The sequence below is a fragment of the Nitrospira sp. Vd2 genome, assembly GCF_979581665.1.
Genome location: NZ_CEFZSK010000039.1, coordinates 72163 through 94545, shown reverse-complemented (window position 1 = coordinate 94545; position 22383 = coordinate 72163). Strand labels below are relative to the sequence as shown.

Here is a 22383-nt window from a genome sequence, read left to right as displayed (position 1 = left end):
TTCAGTGGGCGACGGCGTGCTTCATTGCCCGCTGCTCCTCGATCACCTTCGCCGCCAACTCTCGCGGCATCTCTTCGTAGCTCGCGAACTCCATCGTATACGTGCCGCGGCCGCCGGTGACGGCGTTCAGTGACACCGAGTACTTCAACATCTCGGCGAGCGGCACTTGAGCACTGATGACTTCCGTATTTCCTTTTGCCGATACACCGACGATTCGGCCGCGGCGCGCGTTGAGATCACCGATGACGCCGCCCACGACGTCGTCGGGAGTGCTGACTTCCACGTTCATCATCGGTTCCAAGAGAACCGGCTGCGCCGATTCCATCGCTTTCTTGAAGGCCATGGATCCGGCGATCTTGAACGACAACTCGGATGAATCCACGGTGTGATAGGACCCGTCGTATACGGTGACCCGGACATCAACGACCGGGTAGCCCGCCAAGATGCCCTCCTGCATCGCTTCGACGACGCCTTTCTCCACGGCCGGAATGAAATTGCGGGGAATTGCTCCGCCGACAATATGGTTGACGAATTCAAAGCCCTGACCACGAGGAAGCGGGTCCAGCTGGAGCCAGCAATCACCATATTGCCCGTGTCCACCCGTCTGTTTCTTGTATTTGCCCTGAGCTTGGGCCATCTTTCGAATCGTTTCTTTATATGGCACTTTAGGTGTGTGAATGACCACGTCGGCGCCGTACTTCCGTTTGAGCTTTTCAAACGTCACGTCGATGTGCAATTGGCCCACGCCGCTCAATATCATTTCCTTCGTTTCTTGGTTGCGAACAAACTCCAACGTGGGATCCTCCTCGACAAGTTTGTGCAAGCCCAAGCTAATTTTTTCGATGTCGGCTTTGGATTTCGGTTCAAGCGCGAACGACATCACCGGTCGCGGGAATTGGAGTCCCGAGAAGCGAATCGGTGATTGCTCGTCACAAATCGTATCTCCGGTTTGCGTATCCTTGAGCTTGCCGATCGCCACAATGTCTCCAGCGGTCGCCGCCGGTACCTGGCTATACTTCTTGCCAAGAATGTGAAACAGATGGCCACCCTTTTCTTTGACGTGGCGGGTGGCATTATAAAACCCTGAATCGGCGTCCAGTTTTCCAGAGTAGACACGGACGTAGGATAAGCGGCCTACGAACGGATCGATCACCGTCTTAAACACGAAACCCGAAAACGGCGCGTGATAACTGACCTCCCGAGTCGTCACCTCGCCGCTCGCATCCGTCCCTGTGACGGGATGTTCCCCAGCAAACTCACGGGGTGATGGGAGCAAGGTACTGACGGCATCCAACAAGACGGAAATGCCGAGGTGCTGAGTGGCCGATCCGCACAAGACCGGAAAGATTGCCCGCCGTAGCACCCCACTTTTCAATCCGGCCATCAACTCTTCTAGACTGAGGTCACCATCAGCTAAATATTTCTCCAGCAAGCCGTCATCAATTTCGGCCACGCCCTCGGCCAGCTTCTTCTTGGCGTCCGCGACCATCCCATGGCCTGTAGAAGGTACAGGGCTCAAGGCGACTTTCGCGCTCTCACTCCCCGATCGGACTGCCACACCTTTGAGCACATCGATTACGACATCGCCCTGTCCTTCGAGGGGCAGGCTCAGAGGCAAGAGGTTACCGGCTAGCGCTTGTCGGCATTCGTCGAGGACATGCGCCCAGTCGGCGCGGTCCTTGTCCAACTCATTGATGAAGACGAGGCACGGCAGTTGGCGGTCTTCGATGATTTTGAGGAGGGAGTCGATCTCGGACCGAAATCCGCTGCAGGCTCCGATGACGAGAATCACCCCATCGACCGCGCGCAGCGCGGCCTTCGCTTCGCCAAGGAAGCTCGCTGCACCGGGAGTATCGAGGATATTGCAAATCGTCTCTTTCCAGGTGAAATGGCCAACGGCGGTATTGATTGAGATTTTGCGGTGGAGTTCTTCCGGCTCGAAGTCTGCCACGGTGGTACCCGCAGCGACCGATCCCATTGATGGAATCGCGCCTGCCGAAAACAACATGGCTTCCAACAAGGACGTTTTCCCTGCTCCGGTCGTAGAGATAAGAGCAACATTACGGATTGCATCGACACGGGGCTCTTTCATGGCGTCCCTCCTCGATGAATGCCTTATCGTAGGCTTGGGTGGAGAGCCTGTCAACGGCAAAGGCAGGGATCGAAGTCGCCGGATTACCGTCGTAATGTTGGAAGAATGCCTCGGGCGGCGGGCGCGTTATGAGCGAAGCCAGCCCTGATCGGCGAAGCTCACGTAGCGTCCGTCGCCGATGATGAGATGATCGAGAACGTCAATGCCCAACAGCTCACCGACCGCAGTGAGCCGTTGGGTCAACTGCCGATCTTCAACGCTTGGCGTGGGATCCCCGCTCGGATGATTATGGAGGAAGATGACGGCCGCAGCTGCTTCACGAATGGCGGGATTGAAGACTTCGCGCGGATGAACCAAGCTCAGCGTCAACGTCCCTTCCGACACTGTAACGTCGCGAATAACTGCATGCTTCGCGTCGAGCAAGATCGTCTTGAATACTTCGCGTCGCAAGTCTCGGACTAACGGATAATAGTGCGTGAAGACGTCCTGGCTCGACCCGATTTTCATGCCTGTCGAAAGCGGCGTCGCAAGCACGCGCTTGCCGAGCTCGACAGCCGCAAGGATCTGTGCCGCCTTGGCGGCGCCAATGCCGGGGATGCGACACAGCTCATCCACTCCCCGATTCGCCAAGCCCTGGAGGCCGCCAACGTGGTGCAGCAACTCCATTGCAACGGCAATTGCCGATGAATCTCGGCGACCGACTCGCAAGAGGATGGCCATCAGTTGAGCGTCAGTCAGCACTCGGGCACCGTCCGACAGCAACCGTTCGCGCGGCCGCTCGCTCGCTGGCCACTGCCGAATGCCGGTACTGCTCTTACCCTCCCCTACCTGTTTTGGCGTGATGCCCTGATTTGCCACTTGATGACGTTTTTGGTTTCTCACCGACTTTGGTCTTTCGTCTTTTTGCATAATGATAGACATAACTATTTGAAATTACGTACTAGCAATTTTCGGCCCGGTAATTGCTATTTTTGCTCACCCATGCAGTGGACTTTAACCGGGAGCCCATCATGAAATGCCTCCGTTGCAAAGGATTGATGACGCTGGAGCGGTTTTCTGATTTCTTCCTGGTGTTCTACGCCTGGAAGTGTATCAACTGCGGCGCCATCTTGGATCACACGATCTCAGTCAATCAGCAGCGGAGCGCCCTGAAGCCGGAAGGCGAGCCGATTCACACCCACTAACATTCGCCGCCCGCTCTCTGCATACGTGCTGCAGAGAGCGGTGAGGTTTCAGTGCCTGATCTGTAAAGGGATGCGTAGTATATCCGACCGGTTTCTCCAGCGTCAAAGCTCCTCCTCGTAAGCTTGACCCTCAAAAAAATCGCGTGTTAGAGTCGGCCACGGTTGGCCGATGCGCGTCATTTCCGGTGCACATAAAGGGCGACGGCTCTTAGTTGGAAGACATGATGCCCGTCCCACGTCCGGCAGAGTCAAAGAAGCGTTGTTTTCGATTTTGGGCAGTCGTCTTCCTGGTGCAAGCTTCCTCGACCTCTATGCCGGCACCGGCGCAATCGGGATCGAGGCCGTGAGTCGAGGAGCAACGCGGGTCGTGTTCGTCGAATCCGACCCACGTTCGTGGCGTGTCCTGAACGCAAATCTAGAACACTGCGGCATTACCGAGCGAACAGAGGTGTACAAAGGTGACGTTCAGTCGTATCTACGGAAACCGGTTGAAGAACCCTTTACGATTGTCTTTGCCGATCCCCCGTATCGCGAGGACAGTCGGGCGGTTCTGTTGCCATCCTTAAGCCGCAGTGCTATGATCGCGCCTCACACGATCGTGATCCTGGAACATCCCACCAAGCTATCCATCCCGTTGCAAATTGGTCGTCTTTCTCGGACTCGGCTCTACCGATACGGCGATACCTCGCTCTCGCTCTTCTCGGTTGCTTCTGATGGCGAGGTGTTATGAAGATCGCTGTATACCCCGGCACGTTCGATCCCATTACGAATGGTCATACCGACCTGATCCAACGAAGTCTTCGGGTGTTCGATCGCGTGATCGTTGCGGTCGCGCTGAATCCGAGCAAGCACCCGCTGTTTGATTTGGACGAGCGTGTCGAAATGGTGAAGCTGGCGACAAAGGACATTCCGCACGTCGAGGTGGAGCCCTTCAGCGGCCTCCTCGTCGACTACATCAAACAGCGTGGCGCTCGCGCGGTGATCCGGGGACTTCGGGCGGTCTCTGACTTTGAATATGAGCTACAAATGGCCTTGGTCAATCGGAAACTCGATCAAGCATTCGAGACTGTGTTTTTCATGCCCAGTGAAGAGTACTCTTACCTGACGTCGAGCATTATCAAGGAAGTCGCCAGTTTGGGCGGATCCCTGGAGGCTTTTGTGCATCCCCAAGTCGCGATCAGACTGCGTACCCGTTTGCGGAGAACAACAGCATGAAACTCGCCGCTCGTGCCGGCCGCATTGTCCCCTCCCCGACCCTGAGTATTACGGCGACGGCCAAAGCCATGGTGGCCCAAGGGGTCGATGTGATCGACTTCGCCTCAGGGGAACCGGATTTCGATACGCCGGACGTGGTGAAAGCGGCAGCAGAGGTGGCGATCAAGACCGGCTTCACTAAATACACGCCAGCATCGGGGACTGACGACTTGAAGCTGGCCGTGATCAAGAAACTGGAGGCCGAACAAGGGCTGCGATACGATAAGAGCCAGATCTTAATTTCCTGCGGCGCTAAGCATACCCTGTACAATATCGCCGAGGCCTTGTTCGAGCAGGGTGACGAGGTCATTATTCCGTCACCGTTCTGGGTCTCCTATCCGGATCAAGTCCTGCTCAACGACGCGACGCCGGTGTTCCTCGAAACGGAAGAGCGGCAGGGCTACGCGGTCCGGCGCGATGCACTCCAAGCCAAGATCACCACACGGACGAAAGCGATCATCGTGAACAGCCCGAGCAATCCAACCGGCGCCACGTACGATCGTGCATGCCTGGAGCAGATTGCCGAGGTCGCGGAGCGCCATGATCTGACAATCATCTCCGATGAGATTTATGAAAAGATTATTTACGATGATGTGAAGCATGTCAGCATTGCGACAGTGGCCCCCGAGATCGCGGCCCGGACGGTGATCGTCAATGGCGTCTCAAAAGCCTATGCAATGACCGGATGGCGGATCGGATACGCTGCAGGGCCCAAGCCTTTGATCGCGGCGATGTCGAACATCCAAAGCCAGAGCACCTCGAACCCTACCTCAATTTCCCAAAAGGCCGCCGTGGCGGCACTGCGTGACGGGGATGACTTCACGCGCACGATGTTGGCCGAGTTCGATCGCCGGCGCCGGTATATGGTCGAGCGGTTGAACAGAATGCCAGGCGTGCGTTGCCCGATGCCGACGGGCGCCTTTTATGCGTTCCCCAACGTGGCGGGCCTGTTCCGTCGACGAGCTGGTGATCGTCTCATACAGTCCGCTTCAGATTTGGCGACGTATTTATTGGAGCAGGCAAAGATCGCAGTGGTGCCGGGCGAGCCGTTCGGGAGTGCAGCCCATATTCGGCTCTCATATGCGACGAGCTTGAAGGCGATTACTGAGGGCCTGAACCGGATGGAGGCGGCTCTGTCGGCCTTGCGCGGGTAGTCCTCGGCGTTGGTTGACTTTGGCTGGATGCTGGTTATCTCACAGCCCAACGGTTACGGAGGGAGGATGGCGTGCCCATTTACGAATACGTTTGCCAAAGCTGTACGCATCGATTTGAAGTGAAACAGAAGCTCACCGACGATCCGGTCGGGAGCTGCATTCGTTGTGGTCACCCCGTCACAAAGGTCATCTCTGCGCCGGCCATCATGTTCAAAGGCACCGGTTGGTACGTGACCGACTATTCCGATAAGTTGAAGGCGCCAGGAAGCGCAGACACGGCCGGCAGCAATGGGCAAAAGGACCAAAAGGCGCCCTCCCCTACCGCGGCTGGCGACGCTGCCCCTGCAACAAGTCCCGCCAGTTCCACGTCCTCCCCGAGTTCAAATGGGGCCAGTTCACCGTCATCGTCCTCATCGACGTAAGTTCTACGTTCGCTTCTTGACCGGTACCGATTTCTTTTTATCCGTTTTCTTCACAGCGGGCTTCACGGCTGTCTTCGCCGCCGGTTTCGCCGTGGTTTTTACGGCGCGCGCCGCCTTCTCACGTTCGGCCGTCAACGTCTGCTCGAGCGTGGAGACCTTTGCCATCAGATCGCGATTGGCGCGCGTCATCTCATCCAGGCGAGCCTGTAGTTCGTCTTTGATCTTTGTCGTCTCGTTCAACTGATTCAGCAGCTTGGCGCGTTCCGCCGTTGCCGTTTGGGCCTCCGCCTGTAGTTGCTCGATTTGCGCCTGAAGAGCCGGAGGCCAGTAATCGCACCCTGTGATCCCGATGACGGACAGGGTGGCAACACCGACCGCACTCAAAACCCGATTCCACACACCTCTCATACGTGACCTCCTAGTGAAAAAAGGCACTACGTAACAACTATACCCGAGGCTTCCAGAACCGTCACAATCTCAGCACGACCGATCGACCCTTCGCGCACAATTTTGACCGGCTCCCGCGTGTCAACGAGCGTCGACGGCACGATTGTGGGAGCCGGCCCGCCGTCAGCAATCAAATCAAGATCATGGCCGAGGAGCCGATTTAGTTCTTCGGCCGTCGTCGTCGGCGGTTCACCCGATCGATTGGCGCTCGTTCCCGTCACTGGTCCAATGACCTCGAGAAGGCGCGCCAGCGTAGGTTGACCAACGTGACGGACGGCGATGGTGCCCGTACCCGCCGATAGTTCCTGAGGCAGTCCAGGAACCGCCGGCATGATGAGGGTCAGTGGCCCCGGCCAGAAGTGGTCCATCAGGATGCGCGCCGTGATCGAAACAATGGGAACGAGAGACGTCAGCTGTCGGCGATGGCCAATCAGCACCAGCAAAGGCTTCCCGTCCGGTCTTCCCTTGATGGCTCCAACCCGCCGGACACCGATTGCACTGTCATACGCGGCGGCCAGGCCATAGACGCTTTCGGTGGGAATGCCAAGTACTCCGCCTCCCCGGAGTAGCGCCGACGCCTCCGTCGCCAGGGCCGGTAATGAGTCGTCCCGTAGAGGGAGAATAACGGCCATGGATGATCGATAGCAGCTCCTTGCGAGGTCACGCCGACGTCAATGCACGGAGGGCAATATCCGACCGAAAATGCCGACCCTCGAACCTGATCCGTTCCACTTGCTGGTATGCACGATCGCGCGCCGTGCGGAAGTCCCGACCGGTCGCAGTGATCCCCAGGACGCGGCCTCCCGCAGTCACGATGGCCCCGCCTTCCCGCCGGGTGCCGGCATGGAATACGACGGTCTCAGGACTCATGCTCGCCAATCCTTCAATCGGACGGCCTGATTGGTACGTCCCCGGATATCCTTCCGACGCCATGACGACGCAGACCGCCGCCTGCTCACGCCACGCGATTGTTAGAGCGTCGAGTCGATGTTCAACCACGGCTTCAATCACGTCGAGGAGGTCCGTCTTCAACAAGGGCAGCACGACTTGTGTTTCTGGATCGCCGAAGCGCGCGTTGAATTCCAGCACATACGGGTTGTCACGAACGATCATGAGCCCGGCGTAGAGTACCCCTTGATAGGGACTGCCGAGTCTAGCAAGCGCATCGATGACCGGATGAAACACTTCCTTCATGACACGGTCGATCAGAGCCCCTGTCACGATCGGTGCCGGCGCATAGGCCCCCATTCCACCCGTGTTCGGCCCGCGGTCTCCGTCGTGGACGCGCTTATGATCTTGGGCGGCCACCATCGGGACAACGGTCTTGCCATCCGTGAACGCCATGATCGTCGCTTCTTGCCCGTCCAGAAACTCCTCGACCAGCACCCGCCGTCCGGCCTCGCCGAAGTCTCCACGCCCCAACATGGAGGTGATCGCCGCTGAGGCTTCTGCATGGCTTGCGGCTACCACGACGCCTCTGCCTTGAGCCAAACCATCCGCTTTGATGACGATCGGGAGGGGTTGATTGTTTACATACTTCAAAGCAGGAGTAAGCGAGTCGAACTGTTTCGCTTTCGGGGTGGGGATGCCGGACCGCACCATCAACTCTTTCGAGAAAGCCTTGCTTGCTTCCACTTGGGCCGCTGCCCGCGTCGGGCCAAAAATCTTTAGCTTGGCCTTCCGGAACTCGTCAACGATGCCGAGCGCCAGGGGCGCCTCCGGGCCTACGACGGTGAAGTCCACCCGCTCGCGTAACACTAGGTCTTTCAGCCCGGCGATATTGTCGGCAGCAATTGGAATACAGCGTGCAAGTGCTTCGATGCCCGCATTACCGGGGGCGCAGAGGAGATCGGTCGCTCGCCGGCTTTGCGCGAGCTTCCATACGAGCGCATGCTCGCGGCCACCGCTCCCGATGACAAGAATCCTCATTGCGGTGTCCAGGCGTGCCGGCGACATCGGGGTCCGGGCCCTGCTCGGACTCGTCGGCAAATGGGAGAAGGATGGTGCGGGCTCGACAAAAAGTGCATCGCGGCGAGAATCGAGTCGGAAAAAGCCGGCTCATTCGCAGCGTCGCGACAGCCGGAGAGCTTAGTGGCGGAAATGGCGCATCCCCGTGAGAATCATCGCCATCTGATGTTCATCGGCGGCTTTGATGACTTCCTGATCGCGAATTGAGCCGCCGGGTTGGATCACCGCGGTGATACCCGCTTGTGCGGCCGCATCCAGCCCATCTCGAAACGGAAAGAACGCATCGGAGGCCATGACACAGCCCTTGACCGGCAGTACCGCTTTCATTCCGGCAAGCTTCACGGAATCCACCCGGCTCATCTGGCCGGCGCCGATGCCGACTGTTTGTCCTGACCTCGCATAGACGATTGCGTTGGACTTCACATGCTTGCAAACCTTCCACGCGAAGGCGCAGGCCGCATATTCTTCATCAGTCGGCTTACGCTGTGTTGGTACCTGTAGCGTCCTGAGATCCTTCAGGTCGCCAAGATCCCGATCCTGGACGATCAAGCCGCCCACCAACTTCTTGAGATCCAGTCCCTCTCGAACGGCCGCATCAAGTGGCCCCACATCAAGGAGCCGGAGGTCTTTCTTGCGCCTCAACTCGGCCAACGCCTCTGCGCTGTAGCCGGGTGCCACGACGACTTCGACGAACGTCGAAGTAATCTCTTTCGCCGCCGGCAAGTCGACAGGCCGGTTAAAGGCAATGACGCCGCCGAATGCGGAAACAGGATCGGTCTCGCGAGCCTTGACGTAGGCTTCTACGGGGCTGGTACCGACCGCCACACCGCAGGGATTGTTGTGCTTGATGATCACGACGGCGGTCTCGGCAAACTCCTTGACCAATTCAAGGGCGGAATTGGCGTCCAGATAATTGTTGTAGGACATCGCCTTCCCATGCAGCACCTCTGCTCGTGAGACGGAAGGCTCACGGGTATTGAGCTCGCGATAAAACGCGCCCTGCTGGTGCGGATTTTCTCCGTAGCGCAGCGTCTCCACCCGTTCAAACTGCAACGACAGAATCGGTGGAAATTTGCCCTCGCCTCCTTGCACCTGCCTCTCGAGATAGTCCGCGATGAGGCTATCGTACCTGGCCGTATGTTGGAACACCTTCATCGCCAACTCGCGCCGTAAGGTCGCCGGGATGTCGCCCGCCGCCTTCACTGCGTCAAGGACGCGTCCGTAGTCCTTAGGGTCAACCACGACCAGCACGTCCTCGTGGTTCTTGGCCGCTGACCGCAACATGGCCGGACCACCGATATCGATATTCTCGATCGCCTCTTCGAATGCGCAATCTGGTTTCGCAATCGTTGCTTCGAAGGGGTACAGATTCACGACGACGAGGTCGATCGGCGCGATACCGTGCTGCGCCATCTCGGCGACATGCGTCGGCAGCCGCCGCCGAGCGAGGAGCCCGCCATGAATTTTCGGGTGCAGCGTTTTCACCCGTCCGTCGAGGATTTCGGGCGAGCCGGTGTAGGCCGACACATCCGTGACCGGAATGCCGGCATCACGGAGTGTCTTCGCGGTTCCGCCGGTGGACAGGATCTCGACCCCCAGTCCCGCGAGACGCTTCGAGAGATCCACGATGCCCGTCTTGTCTGAGACACTAATCAACGCTCGCTTGACGCCGGCCATGCCATCCTCTCAACGCAAAGAATCCAATGACGGGCCGGAGAATAACAGATGGTTGTGAGCAGTGCAAGGATCGCGGTACGAGGGTTCGGGCGGGGACGATAGCGGGGAACCCCGATCCGGTTTAAGTGATCAAATCTATATCGCCGTGCCAACACAAGGAGCAACGTCCTGGGGCACGCGAGTGTGTGCATGCGCACCCGGAACAGCGTGCCGGCATCGCTGCATTGCTCGAACATATTCAGGCAGGCTCAACATCAGGGATTGGATCGGATCGAGTCCCAAGAGTGATGAACGCATTGCGTACGCCTTTCTTGCTCCGATCGGCATTCACAACGAATAGTCGTTTCATGCACGTGCTCCGTCGCCCAAACCGGTCCTTTCGTGTATTGGCCTCACCGATTCGGGTTTTTGAGAGCGGCTCCCCACTATTGCTAACTATCCCAACCCGATTCATTGACACGCCCTCCCCTTCGGATTAGAATCCCGCACCGAGGTTTGCACTTGCCTGCCGATTCGTTCGTTCATCTACATCTACACACACAATACAGTCTGCTGGACGGGGCGAATCAGATCGAGCCCCTCGTCCAACAAGTGAAGCGTTTCGACATGCCGGCGGTCGCGATGACCGACCATGGGAACCTCTTTGGGGCGGTCGAATTTTTTCAAAAGGCCCAGGCGGGCGGTGTCAAGCCGATCATCGGCTGCGAGGCGTACATGGCGCCCGGGAACCGCAAGAACCGAGAAGGCGCCCTCGCCCACAACGATTACTATCATCTGATCCTCCTCGCGACGAACCTCACCGGCTATCAGAATCTCATCAAGCTTGTCAGTAAAGCGTACCTTGAGGGGTTTTACTACAAGCCGCGGATGGATAAAGAGTTACTGGCCCAGCACCACGAGGGGCTGATTGCGCTGTCGGGCTGCTTGAGCGGGGAGGTGCCGTATCTCATCGGGCAGAAGGATCTCGAGGGCGCCACGCGCGTGGCCGGGGAGTACCGCGAGATCTTCGGCAAGGACCATTATTATCTCGAGATCCAGGCAAACGGCTTGGAACATCAGCGGATCGCGAACGCCGGACTCGTCGAGATTCACAAGAAGCTAGGCATCCCCCTCGTTGGGACGAATGACTGCCATTACTTGAACAAAGGCGATGCTCGCCCGCACGACGTGATGCTTTGCCTGCAAACCGGCAAGACGTTGAACGATCCGAATCGGATGAAGTTCGATACGGACCAGCTCTATGTGAAGTCGCCCGAGGAGATGATGGCGGCCTTCGCGGAGTTTCCACAGGCGGTTCGCAATACGGTCCGCATCGCCGAGCAGTGCGATCTCAAACTGGCCTTCAACAAGACCTACCTCCCGAACTACCAGGTCCCGGACGGATACACCCGCGAGAGCTACCTCGAGAAGTTGGCGAGCGAAGGTCTGGCCGCGCGGTTGCTCGAACGGCCGAGCGGCATTCCGGTGGAAGCATATCAGCTTCGCCTGCGCGAGGAGTTGGCGGTGATCCTCACGATGGGGTACGCCGGGTACTTTTTGATCGTCTGGGACATCATTAATTTTGCGCGCTCGCGCGGGATCCCGGTGGGCCCCGGGCGCGGCTCGGCGGCCGGCAGTTTGGTCGCCTACGCGCTCCGCATCACCGACCTCGATCCGCTGGTCTACCACCTCCTCTTCGAGCGGTTCCTCAATCCTGAACGCATCTCGCTGCCCGATATCGATATGGACTTTTGTATGGATCGGCGCGGTGAGGTGATCAACTACGTCATCGACAAGTATGGCGAGGATCACGTCTGCCAGATCATCACCTTCGGCACGCTGGGCGCAAAGGCTGCGATCCGTGACGTCGGGCGCGTGCTCGAGATCCCCTATGCCGAAGTCGATCGCGTCGCCAAGCTCGTGCCGAACCAGCTGAACATGACGCTCGACGCCGCGATGGAGCAGGAGCCGCGTCTCAAGGAGCTCGTCGACACGGATCCGAAGATCAACGAGCTGATGAGCATCGCCAAGTCGCTTGAGGGGCTCGCGCGCCACGCCTCCACTCATGCCGCCGGTGTCGTGATCTCGCAGGAGCCGCTGACTGACCATGTGCCGCTGTACAAAGGCGCAAACGACGAAATCGTGACGCAGTATTCGATGACCGACGTCGAGAAGATCGGGCTGGTGAAGTTCGACTTCTTGGGCCTGAAAACGCTCACGATGATTCATCACGCCGTGCGGTTGATCAATGAGCGCCGCTCTCGGGAGGGAAAACCGCCGTTCACCGTCACGAATCTTCCGCTCGACGATCAGCGAACGTACGAGCTGCTCTCGTCCGGCCGCACCACAGGCATTTTCCAGTTGGAAAGCCCGGGCATGCGGAACCTGCTGGTTCGGATCAAGCCTGAGCGGTTCGAGGATCTGATCGCGATTCTCGCGCTGTATCGGCCCGGGCCCCTGGAAAGCGGCATGGTCGACGACTTTATCAAGCGCAAGCGCGACCCAGGTCAGATCACCTACGATCCACCGGCCCTCGAGCCGATCCTCAAGGACACCTACGGCGTGATCGTGTACCAGGAGCAGGTTATGGCGATCGCGAACAAGATTGCCTGCTTCTCCCTCGGACAAGCCGATCTGCTCCGCCGCGCCATGGGCAAGAAAAAGCCCGAGGAGATGGAGAAGCAAAAGGTCAAATTCATCGAGGGGGCGAAAAAGAATCACTTCTCCGAAAAGAAGGCCGAGAAGCTGTTCGACCTCATGGCGTATTTCGCGGGGTATGGCTTCAACAAGTCGCATTCCGCCGCCTACGCGCTCGTCACGTATCAAACGGCCTATCTGAAGGCGCACTACCCGACGGAGTTCATGGCCGCGTTGATGACGAACGACATGGGCAACGCCGATAAGATGGTCGGCTACTTTACGGAATGCCGCGATCTCGGTATCCCGATCCTGCCACCGGACGTCAACGAGAGTTACACGACCTTCACGGTCGTGGAGGGCGGGATCCGCTTTGGGCTGGCGGCGATCAAGAACGTCGGGGAAGGGGCCGTCGACTCCATCATCGAGACGCGAAGAGAAGGCGGTCACTTCCGCTCGTTCTACGATTTCTGCCATCGCATCGATTTGCACAAAGTCAACAAGCGGGTGCTGGAAGGTTTGATCAAGACGGGAGCCTTCGACTCAACGGGCGCACGGCGGTCTCAATTGATGGCCGTGCTTGATCAACTGATCGAGGATGCCGCCGCCGCACAGCGACAACGGGCCAGAGGGCAGACGAGTATGTTCGGGAATCTCGGCGCAGACGAGGCGGTCACGCCGATCGCCGATCCCCCACTTCCCAATGTGCCTGAATGGGACGTCGGTGAACGCCTCAAATTGGAACGCGAGCTGACCGGCTTCTATATCACCGGTCATCCCTTGGCGCGGTATGCCGCGGCGCTGGAGAAGTTCAGCACGACCACTTGTGCGGGTGCGGGTGAAGCCTCCGACGGTCGGGAGATCAAGGTCTGCGGGATCGTTAAGACCGTGAAAGCCATGACGACCAAGAAGGGCGATCGCATGGCGTATTTTACAATTGAAGACCTTCATGGCATGATTGAAGTCATTGCTTTCCCTGATCTTTATCGGTCCGTAGCTGCTCTCATCGTTCCCGACAGTCTGATCCGCGTGACGGGGACGATCGACCGCGCGGAAAAGGGCACCCGGCTCAAAGGCGTGAAGGTGGAATCGTTGGCAGAGCTGCAAGCGAAGGGGATCACGCGCATTACGCTCCGTGTCCCCGATCAGGCGGACACGGTGCAACGGCTGCCGCAACTCAAGGAGTTGCTGAGCCGGTACCCCGGCCAGGCAACCATCTCGTTGACGTTCTGCTTGTCCAACGTCGAAGCGGATACCACACCACTCCCGAACCTCACCGTGTCCCCCAACGAAAGCTTCATTGCGGAAGTGGAAGAGGTCTTGGGGAAGGGTGCGGTGGTCTTGCTCTAACCCGAGGGATCAGGCATGCGTGATTACTTGGAGTTTGAAAAACCCCTGCGTGAGATCGAAGAGCGGATCGAAAAGCTGGCCGGGTCCGGCAACGGCAAGGCCTCGGTACAGGAGGAAATCCGCAAGCTCAAGGCCAAGCTGGCGCAGGAGGAAGCGGAACTCTATAGCAAGCTCACCCCGTGGCAACGGACGCAGATTGCTCGTCATCCTCAACGCCCGTCGGTCCTCGACTACATCAATGCCTTCTGTCGTGACTTCTTGGAATTGCACGGCGACCGAGCCTTTGCCGACGACCGCGCCATCGTCGGCGGGTTCGCCCGCTTCAACGAGCGTTCTGTGATGGTCATCGGCCATCAGAAAGGCCGCACTCTAAAGGAACGAATGGAGCGTAACTTCGGGATGCCCAACCCCGAGGGGTACCGCAAGGCGCTTCGGTTGATGAAGCTTGCCGAGAAGTTCAATCGGCCCATCCTGACGTTCATCGACACGCCGGGCGCGTATCCGGGGATCGGGGCCGAGGAGCGAGGGCAAGCCGAAGCGATCGCACGCAACCTCCTGGTGATGGCGCGACTACAGGTACCCATCATTTCTGTCGTCATTGGTGAAGGGGGGAGCGGCGGAGCGCTTGCGCTTGGTGTGGCCGATCGCGTCCTTATGCTCGAGCACGCCGTCTACTCGGTGATTTCGCCCGAAGGCTGCGCCGCCATTTTGTGGGACGATCCGGCGAAAGTGCCGGATGCCGCCGCACGTCTGAAGATGACCGCCAACGACCTGCTGGACCTCGGTGTCATTGATGAAGTGATTCCGGAGCCGATCGGGGGCGCCCATCGCGACCCGCAATCTACGGCAGGACGGATTGCCAAAGCTCTCACTACCCACCTCAGCCAGTTGGTCGATCTCCGTGGCGAAGAACTTTTGAGCGGCCGCGATCAGAAGTATCGAAAGATCGGCGTGGTCTTGGAGCCGGTGATCGAGAAAGTCTAACGCGCCTCTCCCCTGTCTCTGGTTTCTTTTCTCGCCATTTGCGCTCTGTACGACCCCGGCTATACTTTTGGACACCCTTCAAGGAGTCGAGCATGAGTAATTGGCTTGCCTATGCAGGTGCCGTCCTAACCGGACTGGTCCCCCCGCTCGTGATGTACCTGATCGGCTCACAGCGGAAGGTCTTGGGGTACGCGATCATCAAGAACGAGTCGGTGATCGGCATTCGGCATCCCGACCTCGACAGGCGCCTCTCGGTGTCGCTGGATGGCAAGCCGCTCTCAGCCGGGCGCGTGATGGAAATAATCGTTCAGAATCTCGGCATGAAGGACATCGAGAGCCAGACCGTCCATGTGACTCTCCCGCCCGGTGTCGCCGTGCTCCACGCGCATTCGTCTTCATCGACGTTAGCCCTCGCTCCGAAGCTGGAAACCGCCGAGCGCGACGCGTACACGCTGAACATCCCGTTGATGAACCCTGGGGACCAACTCCGGCTCACGGTTCTCATGAGTGACAATCACGCCGGACGCATCTTGGTGTCAGCCAAGGGGCCAAAGCTGCGCTTCCGGCAGTTCGACCCCTCGGCCTTTATCTCGCCGGTTGTCAACCGAAGCCTGACCGTCTTGAGTGCCGCCGTCTTCACGTGGATTGTGTGGGCCTGCACGACGACGGATCGGTTTCTGGCCAAACCGTTTTGGGAAAAAACGATCACGTGCATGCTGATCGTGGGCCTGCTCGCGTTGCCGGCGGCGGTGCTCGCCTACCACGGCATGATTCCATTGCTGAAGCGAGCGTTGCGGTGGAAGCAGCATCGGGAGCACCGAGTGCCGGCAGAACCGGAAACCGACATCGCGGGCCATTATTCAGTGCAGTGAAGCTACGGATTGTGCCAGCGGGCGCCTTCGAAGACGGGGTTCGTTTGATGGGTGATTTTCAGCGTGTCGCCGTCGCGGATGGGCGAGTCAATCGTCCCGACTTTACGATTGACGGTCACCAAGACTTCCCCTTTCGTCAAAAACGGAAGGAGGCCGCCCAACTGCGCCTCATTTGCCTCGATGAGCTTCTTGACCGTTGTCGGGCCGGACACCTCGAACTGCAGCTCCGAGTCCCCCACACTATCTCTCAACGTCTGACCGAATAGCAGCACCGTGACCATGGGCACTCCTTCATCATCCTCCCAGCGCTTCACCGCGTCGATGGCACTTGAAGCAATCCTGACGTTTGGGGTGGCGGTCCGGCAACGGGCGGCTCGCTTGTGTTCCGTGGCACTGTGAACAGTGTTTCTCGCTGGCGACCGCCCGATGCTCGGTATCGGCCGGGATCACCGGATTCTGCTCCCGAGGCGACGGCAGCACGGCCACGAAGAGAATGACGGCGAGCACCGCGGCCCCGAACAGCCAATCGCCCTTCCGCAGTCGCATCATGCAGGTAGATGTCCCGGCTCCTGGCCCTCGGCTGCTTCGCTCATCAACTCCGCGACGTGTTTCACGACTACCGTGCCCTTCAACCCGTTCTTCAGTTGAATCATACAGGCGGGACAACTCGTCGCGACAACATCCGCGCCGCTCCCTTCGATCGCGCGACGCTTGCGCTCGAAGATGGCCTGCGACGTCTCATAATCCTTGACGATGTACGTCCCCGCGCCGCCTGCACACCGATCGGCATCTTGCATCTCGACGAACTCGGTATCCGGTAGTGCTTGAAGGGCTCGCCGCGGCGCCTTCGTGACACCCGCAGCTCTAAGATGACATGAGGAATGGTACGTCACTCTTCGGGTCGCCGCGCCTGCAGGCTTCCGGCTCGCGCCATCCGGGAATCGGCCCATCTCTGAGATGTGTTGTACTTTTGTCGCGAGGCGTGTGGCACTCGCCTCTTCCGGTTCCCCGGCAAACAGCTTTGGGTAATCCTTCAGCGCCAGCGTGCATGAGGCGCAGCCGGTGACCACGACATCATAGCGCTCCAACGAGGTCAGGTTCGCCCTGGCTCCCTGCTTGGCCAGCTCGACGTGCCCATAGGTTTCGATCGGGGTTCCGGAGCAGCGTTGCGGTGGCAAGGCCGGCTCAATGCCTTGCTGTCGCAGCACCCGGATCACCGCATCGCCCACGCCGTCGTCAAAGTAATTGGCCGCGCATCCATGAAAATAGGCCACGCGGGTTTGGCGGTCGTCAGCCCGGCTGACGAGGTCCGGATAGCGGTCGCGTAAGTATCGAGTGGCGAGCTTCGGCAAGACCAAATCTCGCGGGATGCGGGCCGTCGACGCAATCCGGCGCATGAAGGGCCTCGTGGCACGTTCCATGAGGGCTCGAATCCAGGGCCGGTCCCAAAGCGGTTGAGTATAGGCCAAGAGTTTCAACAGCGGCTCGAACACCGCCGGCCGTGCGTGCAACGCGAAGAGCAGCCCGGCGGCGCGGTTCGGATGCTCGGCCCGTCGTTTCAGGATAAGATCGGCGACATCGACGTCGGCGGGACAGATCGACCGGCACGACTTGCAATTGAGGCAGGCTTCGACCACCCGCTTGGAGTCAAGGTAACTATAGTCTTTGGCCGTGACGATTTCGAACCAGCCCCGGCTGCTCATATCTTCCGACTGAAACACGTCGTAGACCGGGCACACCGAATTGCACTTCGCGCAGGTCGCGCAGTTCTTCGCCAAACGGGGGTAGTCGATGTGCTCGGTGAAGGACGTGTCGCTGATTTTCACACCCGGATTCATGACACCGGCCGGATCACACGTCCGTTTGATGTCGACGAACAGGCTGTACAGTTCGTCCCCGAACATCCGTCGGAGGTATTCCGCTCGCACGCGTCCATCCCCATGCTCGCCGCAGATCGATCCGCCGAACCGGGTCAGCACGGCGTCATGTACCGCGTGGTAGCTCTCCACCATCTGTTCGAAATCGTCTTTGTGACCCAGATCGAGCAGCGGTACGATATGGGCGTTGCCGTTGCCGATATGCCCGAAGATGGCGACGGGGACTCGCCGGCCGTTGAAATAGTGTTCGAGGTATCGAATCAGCTCGCCAATGCGTGCGGCCGGCACGACGACGTCATCCACATAATTGATCGGTTTCTTACCGCCGCCGTAACGATAGAGGGTCGGATAGAGGGCTTTGCGCGCCTTCCAGAGTTCCTCCCGCCGATCCGGATCGGCTGCAATGGCGGGGGCTGCGGCAAGCGTGAAGTGCCGGCACACGGCGGCCACCGCCGTCGCGTAATCACGGGTGCCGGCCGATTCTCCGACTTCATCGAACTCCGCAATCAACGTTGCCTCGGCGTCTGCCGGAATCCCGTGCTGCGCCCGCCCGATGAGGCTGAGCGTGTTCCCATCCATCACCTCGAGCGCGCTGGGTGAAAGGTCGAGCAGCGTGAACACCGCGTCACCCACCTCTTCGAGCCGGCGAAAATGAATCAGCGCGGTCGTCGTCGCGCGCGGTCGATCCACCAACCGGATCGTCGCCTCACTGATCACCCCCAGTGTGCCTTCACTTCCGACAAACAGCTTGGGCACATCGAAGACATCGCGATCGAGTCCATCAATCAGGCCAAAGACGTTGTAGCCGCAACTGTTCTTGCTCACAGTGGGCCGCTTGGCTCGCATGAGGTCGGCATTCGCAGTGGTGAGATTCCAAATGCGTTGCAACTCCGGATGCTCCGTCAGGAGGCGGTTGGTTTCTGGGGCGCCGACTAGGTACGAACGGGCATCCACCCACCCACTCTGTTGCAGGTAGACGCGGAGCGCGTGGACGTTGTCCTTCACCGAGCCATATCGCAACGTATGGGGACCCGCCGAATTGTTCGACAGCATGCCGCCAAGTTTACACATGTCGCCACTCGACGGGTCCGGTCCGAATAACAGTCGGTGCTTCGCAAGCCGCCTATTGAGTTCCGCAAACACAAGACCCGGCTGGACGCGCGCGCGTTTTTCCTCCACATCGAGTTCGAGAATCCGATTCATGCGAGACACGTCAAGGATCACACCGGAGCCGATGGCCGAACCGGTCAAATTCGTCCCCGCGGCGCGCGGGGTCAACGGAATGCCGCGCGACACGGTATAGGTCACCACGGTTTCGATGTCGGATTCTATCTCCGGGAGCACGACGGCGAGCGGTCGAATCCGGTACATGCTCGCGTCTACCGCGTACGCGGTGCGGGCCGGTTCGTCGTCACGGACCTTGTCCGGTCCCAGGAGGCGTCGAAGGTCCGCCGAGACTGCCTGCGTGCGTTGAGGAAGAATGAGCGACATGGACGACGAGGTCATTCTAGCAGGATGGTGAAAAAGGCCGCCACCTTCTCAAGACACCGGCGCGCCCGCCTCTCATACCGTATGCTGGTTGCAAAACAGAGAAAAGGGCGTGAGACGGGGAAATGCCGATGAAGACTTATCGTGGTTCCGGCTCGGGCGGTGGCTCGGCCGCATCGGCAGGAAGGCGCTCGACATCCGGGAGAGCCGTGGGGTAGTGCTCAGCAACAGGACCGTGGCCATTGCCGTTGCCGTTCTCCGTCGACACGTGGAGTGGCTCATCGCCGACCGGCAGCAGGGCCTGCTCCGATTCGCCGAGTTCCTTAAATTCTCGGAGTGGTGGAAGTTCGGACAGATCGCGAAGCCCAAAATGCTGGAGAAAATACTTTGTCGTTCCGTACATGATGGGGCGGCCCGGCACATCTTTGCGGCCGACGATCCGCACAAGTTTACGTTCCAGGAGCGTGCGGATCACGCCCGACGTTTCCACCCCACGAATGGCCTCGATTTCACTGCGCACGATTGGTTGCTTGTAGGCGATGATCGCCAGCGACTCGAGCCCGGAGCGCGAGAGCTTGGGCGCCGCCTTCGACTTTCCGAACGCTTTGATCCACGGCGCGTACTCTGCCCGGGTCGTCAGCTGAAAGCCGCCGGCGACCTCCACCAGTTGTAACCCTCGGTCCGCCTTGCCGTACTCGCGTTGCAACTCCTCGAGCACCTGCCGGATGCGGGCTTTCGGGACTCCCCCGATGACCGAGGCGAACCGATCGAGCGGGACGGGGTCGTGCGCGGTGAACAAGAGCGCCTCGAGAATCGGTTTGAGCTCTGCCTCTCCGGCCATCTCGGCTGCAGCAGTTCCCGCCATCACGGGCGTCTCTGACTCTCCCTGAGCCGCAGCCGGTTGCGCCGGTTCCGTGTGTCCGGCATCGTCGTTCCCACCCGCCAGAGGCGAACCCTCGAACAGCGTATCCTCTGCCGTAGGTTCAGTCGTAGAGCTCATACGTCCTCCCAGCCGAGATCACCAACTGAGTCGAGCTGCGACTCACTGACCGGTGTAAAGGTGCGCGTCACGAGAATCGGCCCGAACGACTCAGGCTGAAACACACGCACGAGTTTGACACGAATCAATTCCAGCAGCGCGAGGAACGACACGATGATCACCAGTCGGGCGCGCGATTGCTCGAAGAGAGAGGCGAAGGTGATCGACTCATGATCTTCCAGCGACTCCAGGATCGCATTCATGCGGTCCTGGACGGTCAAGTTTTCCGGAATGATCTCGATAAGACGCTTGTCCGGGGTGCGGGCCAGAATCCCTTGGAGCGCATCGACGAGGTCGAACAACGTCACATCGTCCAGGAGCGATTCATCGGAACGGACCGTCACGGGGACCGGCTGCTCACGCGCAAACACGTCGCGCCATACTTTATCCCGCTCATCGAGTCGCCCGGCGGCATCCTTGAATTGTTTGTACTCCAGCAAGCGGCGCACGAGTTCTTCGCGCGGGTCCGGCCCATCCTCCTCATCCCCGTCGGTCTCGTCGGCCGGCAACAGCATGCGCGACTTGATCTGGACGAGCGTCGCCGCCATGACGAGGAAGTCACCGGCAACGGCCAGGTTCAACGAGGTCATGAGGCTCAAGTATTCCAGGTATTGCTGCGTGATTAGTGAGATTGGAATGTCGTAGATGTTGATCTCGTTTTTCTTGATCAGATGGAGCAGGAGATCGAGCGGTCCCTCGAATTGCTCCAGGCGGACGTGGTAGGGAAGTTCGATTTGCTCTGGATCCACCGCACCTCCAAGCCGGTCGGGCAGCCTTATACCACCATATGGGGTACAGCGCAAGCGGCTTTCAATATGTGGGGCAGATGAAGTCGTTAGCGCTTCCTAAGGGACAGTACGAACAGGACGGTGAAGACCACGAGGCTGATGACAATCCCGTAGAGGAGAACCGGGTTTTGAAGGCCGCTACGACGAGGGGGCTCCCCGGCGAGTCGCGCTCGGGCGAAGGTGGGCTCGATGCGAAAATAGACCTTTGAGAAATCGGCAAGCCCGTTGAACTGGGCATCCGAGAAGTCGGCCACGCTCTTGAAGGTCGACCGGCGGAAATACGCATCGGCGTCGAAGACCGTAAAGAGAAAGTACACCTCACGCTCGAAGAGCGCTTCGGAAAAATCGAGCACAGCCCCGAATCGACTCCCGGAAAAGCCCGTGCCCATCTTGAAATAGGTTCGCGAAAAACTCGCCTCCTGGTCGAAGGAGACCTCGAGAAATTCGGCCAAGCCATTGAAGCCGGAGCGAAGAAAACTTGTCGGACCGACGAATGTTGCGCGATGAAATCGCGTGTGCGGCCCGAACGCCGTGCGCTCGAAGACGGCACCTTGCTGAAAGCCGCTTTTGATGAAGAAGGCTTCGCGCTGGAACACGGCATCGGTCGCATCGACGCGGTTCAGGAATAGCACGTGCGAAAGATCGACCGTTTGCTCGAATATCGACCGATTGAGCCGGGTCGGTCCTTCGATCACCAGATAACTGTCCTTCAGCCGTGTCGCCACCACCCCCCGGACCAACGCGTCCTCAATCACGAGCGGTCCATGAATCATCCGCACCTGTTCGACGTGCCGTTCGGTCAAGAATTGCCGTGCGGCAGAGGACAATGATCCGACCTCCGCGACCGCGACGGGCTGGAGTTGATCGAGCATCAGATCGCCCGTGAGAATGATCCCGGCAAGATCGACTCCCCGTCCTTGCTGGATCGCGGCTAACACCTCCTCCGCCGCTACTGTCTGGGCGGCGCGTTCCTGCTTCGTGCATCCACCGACCAGATGCCGGCGGAACACCGGGGGGTCGGTGGCCGAATCGGCCTCCAGCACGCAATTTCCCGCCGCATCAATGACCTTCATGAGCGGCGGGGACAGGGAAACGACAACAATGACAGAGACCGCCAGGAAAGCGGAGCGAATCATCGAGGGGCCTGAACGTCACTTCATGGGCGGTGGAG

General features: G+C 59.2%; 20 protein-coding genes. 8 read left to right on the top strand and 12 right to left on the bottom strand.

Annotated features, from left to right (window positions below; genetic code table 11):
* Nucleotide 1 precedes the first annotated feature (1 nt).
* Nucleotides 2-2092 carry an elongation factor G gene (gene fusA, locus AC1U7K_RS16130; RefSeq protein WP_480252613.1) on the bottom strand — a complete coding sequence of 697 codons (2091 nt, stop codon included), beginning with the start codon at nt 2090-2092 and terminating at the stop codon, nt 2-4.
* Nucleotides 2093-2218: 126 nt separating this feature from the next.
* The gene (radC, locus tag AC1U7K_RS16125; protein ID WP_480252611.1) at nt 2219-2950 is read right to left on the bottom strand and encodes a RadC family protein; all 732 of its coding nucleotides are present in this window, start codon (nt 2948-2950) and stop codon (nt 2219-2221) included.
* A gap of 152 nt (nt 2951-3102) precedes the next feature.
* On the opposite strand from radC, the gene AC1U7K_RS16120 reads away from it, so the two are divergent.
* The 5 genes from AC1U7K_RS16120 (at nt 3103) to AC1U7K_RS16100 (ending at nt 6106) form a co-directional block, all read left to right on the top strand.
* Nucleotides 3103-3276: a hypothetical protein gene (locus AC1U7K_RS16120; protein ID WP_480252609.1), complete on the top strand. Its 174-nt coding sequence runs from the start codon at nt 3103-3105 to the stop codon at nt 3274-3276.
* Nucleotides 3277-3445: 169 nt separating this feature from the next.
* On the top strand, nt 3446-4006 hold the full coding sequence (gene rsmD / locus AC1U7K_RS16115) for a 16S rRNA (guanine(966)-N(2))-methyltransferase RsmD (protein ID WP_480252608.1): 561 nt from the start codon (nt 3446-3448) through the stop codon (nt 4004-4006).
* A complete protein-coding gene (gene coaD, locus AC1U7K_RS16110) occupies nt 4003-4491 on the top strand; it encodes a pantetheine-phosphate adenylyltransferase (protein WP_480252606.1) in 489 nt (162 codons plus the stop codon). The genes rsmD and coaD overlap by 4 nt, the downstream gene beginning before the upstream one ends.
* Complete coding sequence (locus AC1U7K_RS16105; protein ID WP_480252605.1) at nt 4488-5684, top strand: pyridoxal phosphate-dependent aminotransferase; 1197 nt, start codon at nt 4488-4490, stop codon at nt 5682-5684. The genes coaD and AC1U7K_RS16105 overlap by 4 nt, the downstream gene beginning before the upstream one ends.
* A gap of 71 nt (nt 5685-5755) precedes the next feature.
* A complete protein-coding gene (locus AC1U7K_RS16100; RefSeq protein WP_480252603.1) occupies nt 5756-6106 on the top strand; it encodes an FmdB family zinc ribbon protein in 351 nt (116 codons plus the stop codon).
* Nucleotides 6107-6109: 3 nt separating this feature from the next.
* Here the strand turns inward: AC1U7K_RS16100 and AC1U7K_RS16095 are convergent, their stop codons facing one another.
* The 4 genes from AC1U7K_RS16095 to purH all read right to left on the bottom strand — a co-directional run bounded on the left by AC1U7K_RS16095 (nt 6110) and on the right by purH (nt 10198).
* Nucleotides 6110-6514, bottom strand: a complete 405-nt coding sequence (locus tag AC1U7K_RS16095) for a hypothetical protein (protein WP_480252602.1) — start codon at nt 6512-6514, stop codon at nt 6110-6112.
* 26 nt (nt 6515-6540) lie between these two features.
* Complete coding sequence (locus AC1U7K_RS16090; RefSeq protein ID WP_480252600.1) at nt 6541-7185, bottom strand: L-threonylcarbamoyladenylate synthase; 645 nt, start codon at nt 7183-7185, stop codon at nt 6541-6543.
* 28 nt (nt 7186-7213) lie between these two features.
* Nucleotides 7214-8482 carry a phosphoribosylamine--glycine ligase gene (gene purD, locus AC1U7K_RS16085; RefSeq protein ID WP_480252599.1) on the bottom strand — a complete coding sequence of 423 codons (1269 nt, stop codon included), beginning with the start codon at nt 8480-8482 and terminating at the stop codon, nt 7214-7216.
* A gap of 159 nt (nt 8483-8641) precedes the next feature.
* Nucleotides 8642-10198, bottom strand: coding sequence for a bifunctional phosphoribosylaminoimidazolecarboxamide formyltransferase/IMP cyclohydrolase (purH, locus tag AC1U7K_RS16080; protein ID WP_480252597.1), 1557 nt, complete (start codon nt 10196-10198; stop codon nt 8642-8644).
* Between the two features lie 501 nt (nt 10199-10699).
* Between purH and dnaE the strand changes: the two genes are divergently transcribed.
* From dnaE to AC1U7K_RS16065, 3 genes are all read left to right on the top strand, one after another.
* Nucleotides 10700-14164 (top strand): DNA polymerase III subunit alpha, encoded by a 3465-nt coding sequence (dnaE, locus tag AC1U7K_RS16075; RefSeq protein ID WP_480252596.1) that lies wholly within the window; start codon nt 10700-10702, stop codon nt 14162-14164.
* Between the two features lie 15 nt (nt 14165-14179).
* Complete coding sequence (locus AC1U7K_RS16070; protein WP_480252594.1) at nt 14180-15148, top strand: acetyl-CoA carboxylase carboxyltransferase subunit alpha; 969 nt, start codon at nt 14180-14182, stop codon at nt 15146-15148.
* 92 nt (nt 15149-15240) lie between these two features.
* Nucleotides 15241-16020, top strand: a complete 780-nt coding sequence (locus AC1U7K_RS16065) for a hypothetical protein (protein WP_480252592.1) — start codon at nt 15241-15243, stop codon at nt 16018-16020.
* A gap of 2 nt (nt 16021-16022) precedes the next feature.
* On the opposite strand, the gene AC1U7K_RS16060 is transcribed toward AC1U7K_RS16065, so the two are convergent.
* From AC1U7K_RS16060 to AC1U7K_RS16035, 6 genes are all read right to left on the bottom strand, one after another.
* Nucleotides 16023-16301, bottom strand: a complete 279-nt coding sequence (locus tag AC1U7K_RS16060; RefSeq protein ID WP_480252591.1) for a MoaD/ThiS family protein — start codon at nt 16299-16301, stop codon at nt 16023-16025.
* Nucleotides 16302-16314: 13 nt separating this feature from the next.
* A complete protein-coding gene (locus AC1U7K_RS16055) occupies nt 16315-16569 on the bottom strand; it encodes a hypothetical protein (protein ID WP_480252589.1) in 255 nt (84 codons plus the stop codon).
* Nucleotides 16566-19388: an FAD-binding and (Fe-S)-binding domain-containing protein gene (locus AC1U7K_RS16050; protein WP_480252588.1), complete on the bottom strand. Its 2823-nt coding sequence runs from the start codon at nt 19386-19388 to the stop codon at nt 16566-16568. The genes AC1U7K_RS16055 and AC1U7K_RS16050 overlap by 4 nt, the downstream gene beginning before the upstream one ends.
* Nucleotides 19389-19524: 136 nt before the next feature.
* On the bottom strand, nt 19525-20385 hold the full coding sequence (gene scpB / locus AC1U7K_RS16045; RefSeq protein ID WP_480252586.1) for an SMC-Scp complex subunit ScpB: 861 nt from the start codon (nt 20383-20385) through the stop codon (nt 19525-19527).
* Entirely contained in the window at nt 20382-21173 is a 792-nt protein-coding gene (locus tag AC1U7K_RS16040; RefSeq protein WP_480252585.1) for a segregation and condensation protein A, read from the bottom strand. The genes scpB and AC1U7K_RS16040 overlap by 4 nt, the downstream gene beginning before the upstream one ends.
* Before the next feature lie 86 nt (nt 21174-21259).
* Nucleotides 21260-22348, bottom strand: a complete 1089-nt coding sequence (locus tag AC1U7K_RS16035) for a pentapeptide repeat-containing protein (RefSeq protein ID WP_480252583.1) — start codon at nt 22346-22348, stop codon at nt 21260-21262.
* Between the last annotated feature and the right edge of the window lie 35 nt (nt 22349-22383).